Annotated in this window: 15 protein-coding genes; 3 read left to right on the top strand and 12 right to left on the bottom strand. The window is 55.5% G+C overall.

Annotated features, from left to right (window positions below; genetic code table 11):
- Window positions 1-51 precede the first annotated feature (51 nt).
- Window positions 52-300 (top strand): YfhL family 4Fe-4S dicluster ferredoxin, encoded by a 249-nt coding sequence (locus ACX8ZY_RS05490; RefSeq protein WP_010671305.1) that lies wholly within the window; start codon window positions 52-54, stop codon window positions 298-300.
- On the opposite strand, the gene acpS is transcribed toward ACX8ZY_RS05490, so the two are convergent.
- The 11 genes from acpS to rpoE all read right to left on the bottom strand — a co-directional run bounded on the left by acpS (window position 297) and on the right by rpoE (window position 9,751).
- On the bottom strand, window positions 297-677 hold the full coding sequence (gene acpS, locus ACX8ZY_RS05485; protein WP_033758661.1) for a holo-ACP synthase: 381 nt from the start codon (window positions 675-677) through the stop codon (window positions 297-299). The genes ACX8ZY_RS05490 and acpS overlap by 4 nt on opposite strands.
- Entirely contained in the window at window positions 677-1,408 is a 732-nt protein-coding gene (pdxJ, locus tag ACX8ZY_RS05480; protein ID WP_010257647.1) for a pyridoxine 5'-phosphate synthase, read from the bottom strand. The genes acpS and pdxJ overlap by 1 nt, the downstream gene beginning before the upstream one ends.
- 72 nt (window positions 1,409-1,480) lie before the next feature.
- Window positions 1,481-2,209 carry a DNA repair protein RecO gene (gene recO / locus ACX8ZY_RS05475; protein ID WP_010257651.1) on the bottom strand — a complete coding sequence of 243 codons (729 nt, stop codon included), beginning with the start codon at window positions 2,207-2,209 and terminating at the stop codon, window positions 1,481-1,483.
- A gap of 4 nt (window positions 2,210-2,213) precedes the next feature.
- Window positions 2,214-3,119: a GTPase Era gene (gene era, locus ACX8ZY_RS05470; protein ID WP_010257653.1), complete on the bottom strand. Its 906-nt coding sequence runs from the start codon at window positions 3,117-3,119 to the stop codon at window positions 2,214-2,216.
- A gap of 141 nt (window positions 3,120-3,260) precedes the next feature.
- On the bottom strand, window positions 3,261-3,941 hold the full coding sequence (rnc, locus tag ACX8ZY_RS05465) for a ribonuclease III (protein WP_010257656.1): 681 nt from the start codon (window positions 3,939-3,941) through the stop codon (window positions 3,261-3,263).
- A gap of 131 nt (window positions 3,942-4,072) precedes the next feature.
- Window positions 4,073-5,047 carry a signal peptidase I gene (lepB, locus tag ACX8ZY_RS05460; protein ID WP_207254050.1) on the bottom strand — a complete coding sequence of 325 codons (975 nt, stop codon included), beginning with the start codon at window positions 5,045-5,047 and terminating at the stop codon, window positions 4,073-4,075.
- 9 nt (window positions 5,048-5,056) lie between these two features.
- Window positions 5,057-6,856, bottom strand: coding sequence for a translation elongation factor 4 (gene lepA / locus ACX8ZY_RS05455; protein ID WP_010257661.1), 1,800 nt, complete (start codon window positions 6,854-6,856; stop codon window positions 5,057-5,059).
- A 218-nt stretch (window positions 6,857-7,074) separates the two neighbouring features.
- Window positions 7,075-7,539 (bottom strand): SoxR-reducing system protein RseC, encoded by a 465-nt coding sequence (gene rseC / locus ACX8ZY_RS05450; RefSeq protein ID WP_010257664.1) that lies wholly within the window; start codon window positions 7,537-7,539, stop codon window positions 7,075-7,077.
- Complete coding sequence (rseB, locus tag ACX8ZY_RS05445; RefSeq protein ID WP_137244784.1) at window positions 7,536-8,492, bottom strand: sigma-E factor regulatory protein RseB; 957 nt, start codon at window positions 8,490-8,492, stop codon at window positions 7,536-7,538. The genes rseC and rseB overlap by 4 nt, the downstream gene beginning before the upstream one ends.
- Entirely contained in the window at window positions 8,492-9,145 is a 654-nt protein-coding gene (rseA, locus tag ACX8ZY_RS05440; protein ID WP_010257667.1) for an anti-sigma-E factor RseA, read from the bottom strand. Before rseA ends, rseB begins: the two co-directional genes overlap by 1 nt.
- Before the next feature lie 27 nt (window positions 9,146-9,172).
- On the bottom strand, window positions 9,173-9,751 hold the full coding sequence (rpoE, locus tag ACX8ZY_RS05435) for an RNA polymerase sigma factor RpoE (RefSeq protein WP_010257669.1): 579 nt from the start codon (window positions 9,749-9,751) through the stop codon (window positions 9,173-9,175).
- Window positions 9,752-10,165: 414 nt separating this feature from the next.
- Between rpoE and nadB the strand changes: the two genes are divergently transcribed.
- Window positions 10,166-11,785, top strand: coding sequence for an L-aspartate oxidase (gene nadB, locus ACX8ZY_RS05430; protein ID WP_010671303.1), 1,620 nt, complete (start codon window positions 10,166-10,168; stop codon window positions 11,783-11,785).
- Here the strand turns inward: nadB and trmN are convergent.
- On the bottom strand, window positions 11,770-12,519 hold the full coding sequence (trmN, locus tag ACX8ZY_RS05425) for a tRNA(1)(Val) (adenine(37)-N(6))-methyltransferase TrmN (protein WP_061703688.1): 750 nt from the start codon (window positions 12,517-12,519) through the stop codon (window positions 11,770-11,772). The two genes, nadB and trmN, sit on opposite strands and share 16 nt — an antisense overlap.
- A 165-nt stretch (window positions 12,520-12,684) precedes the next feature.
- On the opposite strand from trmN, the gene srmB reads away from it, so the two are divergent.
- The gene (gene srmB, locus ACX8ZY_RS05420) at window positions 12,685-14,013 is read left to right on the top strand and encodes an ATP-dependent RNA helicase SrmB (protein WP_010257676.1); all 1,329 of its coding nucleotides are present in this window, start codon (window positions 12,685-12,687) and stop codon (window positions 14,011-14,013) included.
- Window positions 14,014-14,104: the final 91 nt, after the last annotated feature.

Below are 14,104 nucleotides of genomic sequence, written 5' to 3'. Positions count from 1 at the left end.
CGGCAGCGCGTATAATACCCGCGCTTTTTCTGTTGTTATCAGGTGGGTAAAATGGCGCTGTTGATTACGTCCAGATGCATTAACTGCGATATGTGTGAACCGGAGTGCCCGAACCAGGCCATTTCACTGGGCGATGCGATCTATGAGATTGATGTCAGCCGCTGCACGGAATGCGTCGGGCACTATGAGACGCCAACCTGTCAGCAGGTATGCCCCATCGACAACACCATCATCATTGACCCACAGCACACCGAATCACGCGATGCGCTGTGGGAGAAGTTCGTGCTGCTGCACGGCTAGCTTTCAATGATCACCGTGGCGCAGGCGTAGTGACGCTCATCGGCCAGCGTCACGTGAACGTGTTTAACGCCCAGCCTCTCTGCCACTTCAGCGGCATGCTGAAAGAAGCGTAATCCCGGTTTTCCCAGCGCATCGTTGTAAACTTCAAACTGATTAAATGCCAGACCACCGCGAATGCCGGTGCCAAAGGCTTTTGCCGCCGCCTCTTTTACCGCAAAGCGTTTAGAGAGAAAGCGCACCGGCTGCTTGTGCGACTGATATTGCTGCCATTCGGCTTCGCTCAGCACCCGCCGTGCCAGCCGGTCGCCAGAGCGCTCTATCACCCCGGCGATACGTTCAATCTCAACGATGTCCGTACCCAGTCCCAGAATAGCCATCAGCGACGGGCTTCACGCAGCAGTTGCTTCATCTCTTTCACCGCATCCGGCAGGCCACTCATCACCGCACGACCAATAATCGCATGGCCGATATTCAGCTCATGCATTTCCGGCAGCGCCGCAATCGGCAGCACGTTGTGATAGGTCAGACCGTGACCGGCATTGACCTTCAGTCCCAGGCTGGCGGCAAAGGTCGCGGCGTGGCGGATACGCGCCAGCTCAGCGTCACGCGCCAGTCCCTCTGGTGCTTCGGCGTAAGCGCCGGTATGAATTTCGATGTAAGGCGCGCCGCTGGCCACGGCCGCTTCAATCTGACGGTGATCGGCATCGATAAACAGCGAAACCAGAATGCCCGCGTCACTCAGCAGTCGTACGGCCGCGTTCATCTTCTCCTGCTGCCCCGCCACATCCAGCCCGCCTTCAGTGGTCACTTCCTGACGCTTTTCCGGCACCAGGCAGCAGAAGTGGGGCTGAATATCACAGGCGATGCCGATCATCTCATCGGTGACCGCCATCTCCAGATTCATCCGCGTCTGGATGGTGTCACGCAGGATACGCACGTCGCGATCAGTGATGTGACGGCGATCTTCGCGCAGGTGCACGGTAATACCGTCTGCGCCCGCCTGCTCGGCGATAAACGCCGCCTGTACCGGATCGGGATAGTTTGTCCCACGGGCGTTACGCACCGTGGCAATGTGATCGATATTGACGCCTAACAGCAACTCAGCCATGACCATCCTCACTTCTTATTCATCGTGATGTTGAGTGTACCGCGCAAAGTGAAACAGGCGGTACGACCCGCGCTATTCTTCTGCCTGTTCAGGCTTTTTCTTCGGGATAAACTGGCGGAACAGCTCCTGACTCTTCAGCGGCTTGCCACCAAGATAGGGCTTCAGGGCGATGCGGGTAAACCGCTTCGCGGCGCGCAGGGTGTCGGCATCGGGAAACTCTCGCTCGCACAGGGCGCGCAACTCGCGGCCGGTAAAGCTGCGCTGATTGACCACCAGGCTGGCAATAAAGCCGCGCTCTTCGCGGTAGCTGTAGGTCATGTTGTCGCTGACCGGCTCGCCGCTGCCGGCACAGTGCAGGAAATCGACGCCATAACCCAGGTGACCGAGCAGCGCCAGTTCAAAACGTCGCAGTGCCGGTTCGGGCTTGCCGTGCGTTGAGGCTAATGCCTGAAGGCAGTTGAGATAGTCGAAGAAGAGTTCTGAGAAGGGGAATTCCTGCTGCAATACGCGAGAGACCAGCTCATTGACGTAGAGACCGCAGTAGAGCGTGATGCCGCTGAGCGGTAAGGCCAGCGACACCGCTTCGGCATTGCGCAGGGTTTTGACTTCCCCGCGCCCGCTCCAGCGAACCAGCAGCGGGGTAAAAGGCTGTAACGCCCCCTTCAGCTGCGAGCGCCGCGAACGTGCGCCCTTGGCCAGAACCCGCACCCGCCCTTCGCTTTCGCTGAACAGGTCGAGCAGCAGACTGGTTTCGCTGAAGGGGCGACTATGCAGCACAAAGGCGCGTTGCCAGCCTTCCATTGAATCAGAGATCGTCTGTATAACCCAGGCTGCGCAGCGCACGTTCGTCATCTGCCCAGCCGGATTTCACTTTCACCCACAGTTCGAGATGCACTTTCGCTTCGAACATCTCTTCCATGTCTCTGCGCGCTTCTGTTCCGATGACTTTGATTTTGGCGCCTTTGTTGCCAATCACCATCTTCTTCTGCCCTTCGCGCTCAACCAGAATCAGACCGTGAATGTCGTAACCGCCACGTTCGTTGGTCACGAAGCGCTCGATCTCAACCGTAACGGAGTAAGGCAGTTCAGCACCCAGGAAGCGCATCAGTTTTTCACGGATCATCTCTGACGCCATGAAACGCTGTGAGCGGTCGGTGATGTAATCTTCCGGGAAGTGATGATCGGCCTGCGGCAGATGCTTGCGGGTAATCGCCGCAATGGTATCGACGTTTTTGCCGCTCTCAGCGGAAATAGGCACGATATCGAGGAAGTTCATCTGCTGGCTCAGGAACTGCAGATGCGGCAGCAGAATGCTTTTATCCTGGATGTTATCGACCTTATTGATCGCCAGCACCACCGGCACTTTATTGTCGCGCAGTTTGCCCAACACCATCTCATCATCGGGCGTCCAGCGGGTGCCTTCAACCACGAAGATCACCAGTTCAACGTCGCCAATGGAACTGCTGGCTGCGCGGTTCATCAGACGGTTAATGGCGCGCTTCTCTTCCATGTGCAGACCGGGAGTATCGACGTAGATCGCCTGATATTCGCCTTCGGTATGAATGCCCATGATGCGGTGGCGCGTGGTTTGCGGCTTACGCGAGGTGATCGACACCTTCTGCCCCAGCAACTGGTTCAGTAAGGTGGATTTACCGACGTTTGGTCGGCCAACAATCGCGACAAAGCCGCAATAAGTAACGTTTTCGCTCATTCGAGTCCTGAATTGTTCAGCGCCTGATGCGGCGCCGAAAGAGTGCTATTTGAGTCATGTGTCATTCAGCGTCTTCTGACGCCGGGATAGAGTGTCAGGTTAATGGTCAGTGCCGGTTCCGGCACTGTCACCCCGACAGATCTATTCAAGACCTAATTTTATCAGTGCCTGTTCAGCCGCTGCCTGCTCAGCTTTACGACGGCTGGAGCCGACGCCGACAACCGGCTCGGCCATGCCACTCACCTGACAGTGAATGGTGAATTCCTGATCGTGGGCTTCGCCACGTACCTGTACCACCAGATAACTTGGCAGCGGCAGATGACGTCCCTGCAGATACTCCTGCAGACGCGTTTTCGGATCTTTTTGTTTGTCGCCAGGACTGATTTCGTCGAGGCGGGTCTGATACCAGTCGAGGATCAGCTGCTCTACCCGCTCAATACTGCTGTCGAGGAAGATACCGCCAATCAGCGCTTCCACCGTATCCGCCAGGATCGATTCACGACGGAAACCGCCGCTTTTCAGCTCACCGGGTCCCAGGCGCAGGCACTCGCCAAGATCAAATTCGCGAGCCATTTCAGCCAGCGTGTTGCCCCTCACCAGCGTGGCGCGCATGCGGCTCATGTCACCTTCATCAACCCGCGGGAAGCGGTGATAAAGGGCATTAGCAATCACATAGCTAAGAATAGAATCGCCAAGAAATTCCAGGCGTTCGTTGTGCTTACTGCTGGCGCTGCGGTGAGTCAGGGCCTGCTGTAACAGTTCCGAATGAGTAAAAGTGTAGCCCAGTTTGCGCTGAAGCTTGTTAATCAGGATGGGGTTCATGCGATTCCAGTTCTTTGTTGCGTCTGTGACTCTGCATACCAAACGGGGCTGGTAATCCAACACGTTCCGTTTGGTGTGCAGTGGCCTCCCTGAGGAGGCCACCCGATTTGCCTGTTAATCAGACAATAATGTTAGTGGATACCACCGATGCGACTGAATCGCACGCCGGTTGGCCACTGGCCTTCTTGTTTCTCAAAGCTCATCCAGATAGCGACCGCTTTACCGACCAGATTACGCTCCGGGACAAAGCCCCAGTAGCGGCTGTCGGCGCTGTTATCACGGTTGTCGCCCATCATGAAGTATTGCCCTTTCGGCACGACCCAGCTCGCCTGCGGCTGACCCGGCTGCTGATAATACATGCCTGCCTGACTCTGCGCTTCGTTTACCAGCAGAATGTCATGCGTCACGTTACCGATTGTCTCTTTGCGGGTTCCCAGGCGCAAACCACCGCGCAGGGTATCGCCCTGCGGCACCTGATAAAAACCGTTGCCGGTTTCGTTGCCATCAAAGCCGCTAAAGGTCTGAACAAATTTGCTAGGCTCAACGTCGGTGTAAGTCACCGCTAACGCTGTGTCACAGGCTTTATCATCGGAGCAGGTCGGTTTCACCGTCAGCGTTTTGCTGTAAGGATCATAAATGACTTTGTCGCCCGGCAGGCCGATAACGCGCTTAATGTAATCCAGGCTCGGATCTTTCGGGTATTTAAATACCGCGATATCGCCGCGCTTCGGCTGACCGGTTGGGATCAGCGTCGTCTGGGTGATCGGATCCTTGATGCCGTAAGCAAACTTCTCCACCAGGATAAAATCACCAATCAGCAGCGTCGGCATCATCGAGCCAGAGGGAATCTGGAATGGTTCGTAGATAAACGAACGCACGATGAAAACCACGGCCAGCACCGGGAACACGGATGCGGTCGTTTCAACCCAGCCTGGCTTTGCAGCGACCTTCGCCAGCGTTTTGCTGTCGAGCGCGTTACCGGTCTGGGCCTGAGCCTCAGCCTGTTTCGCGCGACGCGCGGGTGCCCATTTAAAACGATCAATTACCCATACGATGCCAGTAATCAGCGTCGCTATCGCCAGAATCAGGGCGAACATATTAGCCATTGGAAATCCTTATTTGCTGTCCTTACCGACATGCAGAATGGCGAGGAACGCTTCCTGTGGCAGCTCAACGTTACCAACCTGCTTCATTCGCTTCTTACCATCTTTCTGCTTCTGCAACAGTTTCTTCTTACGGCTGACGTCACCGCCATAACACTTGGCGAGAACGTTTTTACGCAGCTGTTTCACCGTTGAACGCGCGATAATGTGGTTGCCAATGGCAGCCTGAATCGCAATATCAAACTGCTGACGCGGGATGAGCTCTTTCATTTTCTCAACCAGATCGCGTCCGCGATAAGGCGCGTTGTCACGGTGGGTAATCAGCGCCAGCGCATCCACACGCTCAGAGTTAATCAGTACGTCGACGCGTACCATGTCTGAAGGCTGGAAACGTTTAAAGTTGTAATCCAGCGAGGCATAACCGCGCGAGGTTGATTTCAGACGGTCAAAGAAGTCGAGTACCACTTCAGCCATCGGAATTTCGTAAGTCAGTGCCACCTGGTTGCCGTGGTAAACCATGTTGGTCTGCACGCCACGCTTCTCAATACAGAGCGTGATGACGTTGCCCAGATACTCCTGCGGCAGCAGCATGTGACATTCGGCAATCGGTTCACGCAGCTCTTCGATATTGTTCAGTGCCGGCAGCTTGGATGGGCTGTCGACATGAACGATTTCGCCGCTGGTGGTCACGACTTCATACACCACCGTCGGTGCGGTAGTGATCAGATCGAGATCGTATTCGCGCTCCAGACGCTCCTGGATGATCTCCATGTGCAGCAGACCGAGGAAGCCGCAGCGGAAACCAAAGCCCAGCGCCGTTGAGCTTTCTGGCTCATAGAACAGCGAGGCGTCGTTCAGGCTCAGCTTACCGAGCGCATCACGGAACGCTTCATAGTCGTCAGAGCTGATTGGGAACAGACCGGCGTAAACCTGCGGCTTCACTTTTTTAAAGCCTGGCAGCGCTTTGTCTGCCGGGTTACGTGCGGTAGTCAGCGTATCGCCCACGGGTGCGCCGAGGATATCTTTAATGGCGCAGACCAGCCAGCCTACTTCACCGCAGTTCAGCTCATTACGATCAACCCGTTTCGGGGTGAAGATACCCAGGCGGTCAGCGTTATAAACCTGACCGGTGCTCAGGACTTTGATCTTGTCGCCTTTGCGCATGGTGCCGTTTTTCACGCGCACCAGGGAAACAACACCAAGGTAGTTATCGAACCAGGAGTCGATAATCAGTGCCTGCAGCGGCGCTTCCGGATCGCCTTCTGGCGGCGGAATGTCGCGCACTAAGCGTTCCAGCACTTCCGGAACGCCGACGCCGGTTTTAGCTGAGCAGCGCACCGCGTCAGTTGCATCAATGCCGACGATATCTTCAATTTCCTGCGCGGCGCGATCGGGATCGGCAGCGGGCAGGTCAATTTTGTTCAGAACCGGCACCACTTCCAGATCCATCTCCATCGCGGTGTAGCAGTTCGCCAGTGTCTGCGCTTCAACACCCTGACCGGCATCCACCACGAGCAGCGCGCCTTCGCAGGCGGCCAGTGAGCGGGAAACTTCATAGGAGAAGTCTACGTGGCCTGGGGTATCGATGAAATTGAGCTGGTAAGTTTGGCCGTCTTTCGCGTGATAATCGAGTGTGACGCTCTGTGCTTTGATGGTGATGCCACGCTCGCGCTCCAGATCCATAGAGTCAAGAACCTGCGCAGCCATTTCACGAGCGGTGAGGCCGCCGCAAATCTGAATCAGGCGGTCAGAGAGCGTAGATTTGCCATGGTCGATATGAGCGATGATGGAGAAATTTCTTATGTGCTTCATTTATTGGGATATCTTCGCTTAAAATTCAGTTGAAAACCTGAGCACAGACACATTCAGGAAGATCGCTCTTTACCCACAATCCTGTCAGCCTCATTAATGACGACGCATATTACACTGTTAACGCCGCGCATAAAAGAATGGAACGTGGTGGAAGCGAAACAGATATCTGCGCGAGGCAGAACAGACAAAGGCCGCGGGATGCGCGGCCTGGACGTGCGTTACGCTTCGCTTTCAACACGCAGCGCATCGGGAGGCAAGGCGATGTTCAGAATGACCGGCTGAAAGGCTTCCCGATCGCCGAATTTCATTGAAACGCCTTTGGCGACAATAAAACCCCCGATGCCGCCCAGCAGCGCACCGCAGGCGGCGGCCAGATCGCTGCTGAACAGCGCCTGAAACAGCCCGGAAACCAGGAACAGGCCAAACAGCGGCGTCATGTAGACCAGCAACGCTGAACCCAGCAGGCTGCTCTCTTTGATACCGAGTTCGATCCGCTGCCCCGGCTGCAGCGGCTTGCTGCTGGCGATTTGCATCACGTGGGCATTCTTCGGACCGAGCTTATTCAGCATATGGCTGCCACAGCCTTTACGCGCCTGGCAGCTGTTGCAGGAGGTTTTAGCTTCGGTGTGCAGCGTGGCGATGCCATCCTGCCATGCCACCACGGTGGCCCATTCTCTCATCATTTTTGTGACCCCAGGTCGATGCTGTCCGCAATACGTTTTGCGGTAGAGGGCGGTAATTCGCCGATCACCGCTATTTCGCTATTATTGCGCACAACGGTCTGTACCGTACGACGCCCAGTGCGCAATGTCTGCGTTGTGCTGGTTTTATCGGCCGGCGTCACGTTGATCGCGAAACTAAACAGGCCATCGCTGTAGAGCTTCGATTCCATATTTTTGTTCAGACCGGGTAGCGTGCGACGATTCTGCGACACCAGCGACATACCGGCAGGTATCCAGCCAGGCTGCCAGGTGAGCGTGACCGCATCCCCTTTCGGCACGGAAAGCGACGGAGGCAGATTGGCTTTCTCCAGCCCCTGCATCAGATTACGCACCCCTTCGTCCACTGCAAAGCTGATGACGCGGAACTGCTCCAGCGTTTCGCCATCACGATCGAGCAGGTCGATGCGCAGCGGCAGCTTGGTGTCCACATCCAGCCAGACCACATAGCTGTAACGGGTGCCATCGCGTGAAACGATGCGCAACACATCACACATCTGATCGGCAATGCGCGAGCGGCCTACGGTAATAAAATCATAGGCTGTGGCGAGCTTGGTGAAGTCAGCAAAAATCACCGACGGCAAAGCATCGATAATGTGATTGCCGGGTAGCGAAAAGGGATCGAGGCCGGGTTCGAAGTAACTGATATCGTTGCCGCGCTGGATGACTTCCCGACGTGGCCCGTCCATCTGCAACAGCTGCGCGAATATCCGGTTATCGATTACAGCATGACGATAACGCAGCGATTCGATGCCGATGCGGGAAACGTTGATATAGGCGAATTCGTAGTTGAGGTTCTGACTTGCCTGCTCCATCTGCTGCAATAGCGCCCCGGACGCAGAAGGTTGCGCCGGGGCGGCAGATGACCACAACAGGCTGCCTGTCAGCAGGCTAACAGCATACCAAAGCGGCTTCATTACTGCTGTTGCTGTCCTAATGATTGGTTTCCGGGAACATCAACCTGCGCCTGTTTTGGCGCAGTGGTTTCAAACTGCAGCTGGTCAGCGTGCAGGCGACGTTGCAGTTCGTAATCCTGCAGCATGGCATTTACGCGACGACGCTGGTCCTGAACCTGCTGGTTAGAACTGTTGGTGTCAAATGCATCAGACGGCACGCCCAGGCTCACCGGAGACGCTTTGCCCATCATCGGCATCGTATTGAACACCGGAGAGTCAGAGGTCTGCGTGGCGCTGCCCTCTGGCTGGTTATAGTGCTGAACGCCTACGATCACGGCCAGTGAAACACAGGCAGCGACACCGACCTGGGTCAGTTGCGCAGCCCACGGGCGCGCTTTTTTCCAGAACGGCATTTTTTCCCAGCGGGAAGGTTCTGGCTGAGCTTCAGGGATCAGCGTTGTAACCGTACGCAACGGTTCTTTTTCGATGGCAGCAGCGACGCGCGCAGAAATATCAAAATGCAGGACATCGCCCACATCACCGCGCATGGTGTCGCGAATGAGATGATAGCTTGCCCAGCTTTTCTGTAATTCTGCGTCCTTAGACAAGGCGGAAAACAGCTCGTTATCTAAGGTCTCACCATCCATTAAAGCGGAAAGTTTTTCTTTCTGCATGCCTATGTACCCTTCCAGTAGCCGTTATCACTGACGTTGGATAAGCGGTTGAACTTTGTTATCAATGGCCTCTCGCGCACGAAAGATACGTGATCGAACAGTGCCTACCGGGCAATCCATAATGACGGCGATCTCTTCATAACTCAGACCGTCCAGTTCCCTGAGGGTGATTGCCATACGCAAGTCCTCGGGTAGCGCCTCGATGGTACGAAAGACAATTTGTTTCAATTCTTCTGACAACATTAAGTTCTCAGGGTTCGAAATTTCTTTTAATGCACCCGCACTTTCGAAATTTTCTGCGTCAATAGCATCCACATCGCTGGATGGCGGACGACGCCCCTGAGCAACCAGGTAATTTTTCGCTGTATTTACCGCAATGCGGTACAGCCAGGTATAAAACGCGCTATCGCCCCGGAATGAATCCAGTGCGCGATACGCTTTAATAAACGATTCCTGTACTACATCAGGTACGTCGCCCGAGGGAACATAGCGTGAAACCAGGCTCGCCACTTTATGCTGGTAACGAATCACCAGTAAGTTGAAAGCTTTTTGATCTCCCTTCTGTACGCGCTCGACAAGGACCTGGTCCGTCAACTGCTCGCTCATCCGAGGTAATGTCTCCCCAAATTTTTCATACGCATAAAGTAACTGCCAGCACATCTCATGGTTCTGAGCAAGCATGCGCTTAGAGTTGTGATGTGGTGCGAAGTTCACTTCTCGCCCTGATATTTACCGCTCCGATGGACATTACACAGGTTCTTCGTTTTCGTTCAGTGTAAGGAGCGTAAATCGCAGGCAGAGTAACCTATGACAACAGCTTTTTCATCATTAAATCCTTTAGGTTTAATAAGTTTGCTATAAAAAACCGCGCCAAAAGCAGTCCGGTTTTAACTCACTGATATTAAGTAACTTTGGGAAATCATCAGACAAAAACCTGCGCCAGATGTTTAAAATACTTCACAGCAACCCCCATTGCGCTTATGCTCAGCCCTATTCTTGTTTAGTAAATTAAACATTATGATGAATGCGAACCCGGATTATCAGTGTGATGTACTCATTGTGGGCAGCGGTGCTGCTGGCCTGTCGCTGGCGTTACGGCTGGCAAAACAGTACCAGGTGACAGTTCTCAGTAAAGCGCAGGTCAATGAGGGGTCAACCCTTTACGCCCAGGGCGGTATTGCTGCGGTATTTGATGAGACTGACAGCATCGAGTCACACATCGAAGATACGCTGATTGCCGGAGCAGGATTATGCGACCGTGAAGCCGTCTCGTTTATCGCCAGTAATGCCCGGCATTGCGTGCAGTGGCTGATCGACAACGGTGTCGCCTTTGATCTCGATCCGCAGGCGGCCGGCGACATGCGTTATCACCTGACGCGGGAAGGCGGCCACAGTCATCGCCGTATCCTGCACAGCGCTGACGCCACAGGCCATGCGGTTGAAACGACGCTGGTAAGCCAGGCGTTGAGCCATCCCAACATCCGGATTCTGGAACGCACCAACGCGGTCGATCTGATTCTTTCAGATAAAATCGGCCTGCCAGGCCCACGCCGTGTAGTAGGCGCGTGGATCTGGAACCGTAATCGCGAACAGGTGGAAACCTGTCGGGCACGGGCCGTGGTGGTTGCAACCGGTGGTGCCGCCAAGGTCTATCAATATACGACTAACCCCGACATCGCCTCCGGTGACGGGATCGCAATGGCCTGGCGTGCCGGCTGCCGGGTTGCCAATCTGGAATTTAACCAGTTCCACCCGACCTGCCTGTTTCATCCGCAGGCGCAGAATTTCCTGTTAACCGAAGCGTTACGCGGAGAAGGTGCCTGGCTGTTGCGTCCCGATGGCAGCCGTTTCATGCCCGATTTCGATGAGCGTGCCGAACTCGCCCCGCGCGATATCGTCGCCCGGGCCATCGATCATGAGATGAAGCGGCTGGGCGTTGACTGTATGTATCTGGATATCAGCCACCAGCCTGAGGAGTTTGTTCGCGCGCACTTCCCGATGATCTATGAGAAGTTGCTGACCTTTGGCTTTGACCTCACCAAAGAACCCATCCCGATTGTGCCTGCCGCGCACTATACCTGTGGCGGCGTAGTCGTTGATCAGCACGGCCAGACCGACGTCAGTGGCCTCTATGCCATCGGTGAGGTGAGTTATACCGGCCTGCATGGCGCTAACCGCATGGCATCCAATTCGCTGCTGGAGTGTCTGGTTTATGGCTGGTCCGCTGCAGAGGAGCTGATTCGCACCCTGCCGGCCATCGAAGCCGTTACTGCGCTACCCGCATGGGATGAAAGCCAGGTCGATGACGCCGATGAGCGCGTGGTGATCCAGCATAACTGGCACGAGCTACGGTTATTCATGTGGGATTACATGGGAATCGTCCGCACGACCCGCCGACTGGAGCGGGCGCTGCGCCGCATCAACCTGCTTCAGCAGGAGATCGATGAATATTATCGTCATTTCCGCCTCTCTAATAACCTGCTGGAGCTACGGAATCTGGTGCAGGTCGCTGACCTGATGGTGCGCTGTGCGCTGGAGCGAAAAGAGAGTCGCGGCCTGCACTATATCCGCGACTACCCGGATTTACTGCCCGAGGCGCGGCCAACCATCCTGACGCCGCCGGACTACATAAAAAGGTAGAACTCCCGCGTCAGGCTACACCACTCATCAGAATAGCGGGTGTCCGGCGTACGGATAGCAAGGCGCTCCAGCAGGGTTTCCCCGGCCTGCGGCGACAGCCCCAGCAGAACGCGGTGTGGCGGACGATGGGCATATTCCGCCACGTCCAGCCGGAAACGCAGATGCCAGCCATCCGCCTGCGCCAGGGCGATGAATTCCTGGCCGGTCGCGGTGGGCAGCACCACGCAGAACATCCCCTCTTCTTCAATCAATAATGCAGCACTGCGTAACAGTGTCTGATGATCGAGCGAGGCCGTGGCACGGGCGCTGTCCCGTGCCGCTGTCGAACAGGCCACGCCAGGCGCAAAATAAGGCGGATTGCTGACGATTAGCGAGTAACGTTTATCGCACTGTTCGGCCCAGTCGGCGATATCACGCTGATGAACCTGAATACGTTCAGGCCACGGCGACTGCTGCACATTCTCCTGCGCCTGAAGCGCGGCTTCCGGTTCTAGCTCGACCGCATCGATGTTGACCGGCGATGGCGTACGCTGCGCCAGCATCAGCGCGATAAGCCCGCTGCCGCTGCCAATATCCAGAATACGTTTTACCCCGGCAACCGGTGCCCAGGCCCCAAGCAGAATGGCATCGGTGCCCACTTTCATCGCACAGCGATCGTGCGCGACAAAAAATTGTTTAAAGGTAAAACCGTTCTTGTTTAACTGTGGCCGTTCACGCGGCTTATCCTGCATCATTCGTCACTACCATCGTTTTTTTCCTGCCGTACGGCAGCGCATGAGTGTAACGTGACAACAGAGGGAATTCACGCGGCAGACAACCCCAGGCGCAGCCGAAACGGATTAACAGATGAAGATTCAGTCTGATCTGTCTATAATCAGCGCCCCAAACTGAGGTAGACCATGACAGTAACCACATTTTCCGAACTCGAACTCGACGAAAGCCTGCTACAAGCGTTGCAGGAAAAAGGCTTTACGCGCCCAACAGTGATCCAGGCTGCTGCAATTCCGCCCGCGCTGGAGGGCCGTGACGTTCTGGGTTCGGCACCTACAGGGACCGGGAAAACCGCCGCGTATCTGTTACCGGCGTTGCAGCACCTCCTTGATTTTCCGCGTAAGAAATCTGGCCCGCCACGCATCCTGATTGTGACCCCGACCCGCGAACTGGCGATGCAGGTCGCCGATCATGCGCGTGAGCTGGCGAAACATACCCATCTGGACATCGCCACCATCACCGGCGGCGTGGCCTATATGAACCATGCCGAAGTGTTCAGCGAAAACCAGGACATCGTGGTCGCCACCACCGGCCGTCTGCTGCAGTACATCAAAGAAGAGAACTTTGACTGCCGCGCAGTAGAAACCCTGGTGCTGGATGAAGCGGACCGCATGCTCGATATGGGCTTTGCCCAGGATATCGAAACCATCGCGGCTGAAACGCGCTGGCGCAAGCAAACCCTGCTGTTCTCTGCCACGCTGGAAGGCGACAATATCCGTGACTTCGCCGAGCGTCTGCTGAACGATCCGGTTGAGCTGGAAGCGGACCCAAGCCGCCGTGAGCGCAAAAAGATCCAGCAGTGGTACTACCGCGCTGACGATCTGCAGCACAAAACCAAATTACTGATCCATCTGCTGAAACAGCCGGATGTGACGCGCAGCATCGTGTTCGTGCGTAAGCGTGAACGTCTGCATGAGCTGGTGAGCTGGCTGCACGAAGCGGGGATTCGTAGCAGCTATCTTGAAGGCGAAATGGTGCAGGCAAAGCGTAACGAAGCGATTAAACGTCTGAGTGAAGGCCGCGTTAACGTGCTGGTTGCGACGGATATCGCCGCGCGCGGCATTGACGTTGAAGATGTCAGTCACGTCTTCAACTATGACATGACGCGCACCGCCGATACCTATCTGCACCGCATCGGGCGTACCGGTCGTGCGGGCCGTAAAGGCATCGCCATCTCACTGGTTGAAGCGCACGATTTCGTGCTGCTGGGCAAAATCACCCGCTATGTGAACGAGCCGATCAAAGCGCGCGTGATTGATGAGCTGCGTCCTGAGACGCGGGCACCAAGTGCTAAAACGACCGGCAAACCGTCGAAAAAGGTTCTGGCGAAGCGTGCAGAGCAGAAAGCCAGTGAAACAGAAAAACCGCGTGTGAAAAAACGCCATCGTGATGCCAAAAATGTCGGCAAACGCCGCAAGGCAAGCGGCAGTACGCCAGCTAACGAGAATGCGGAATAAATCATCGCAGCTATAAAAAAATCGCCTCACAGGAGGCGATTTTTTTTATCTGATAATCAGTAACAGCCCTTTCACAATCTTTTATCTGCCA

This window comes from Pantoea sp. XAF26B01_ASV70, from assembly GCF_054512635.1.
This window is presented reverse-complemented; position numbering and strand designations above follow the sequence as displayed.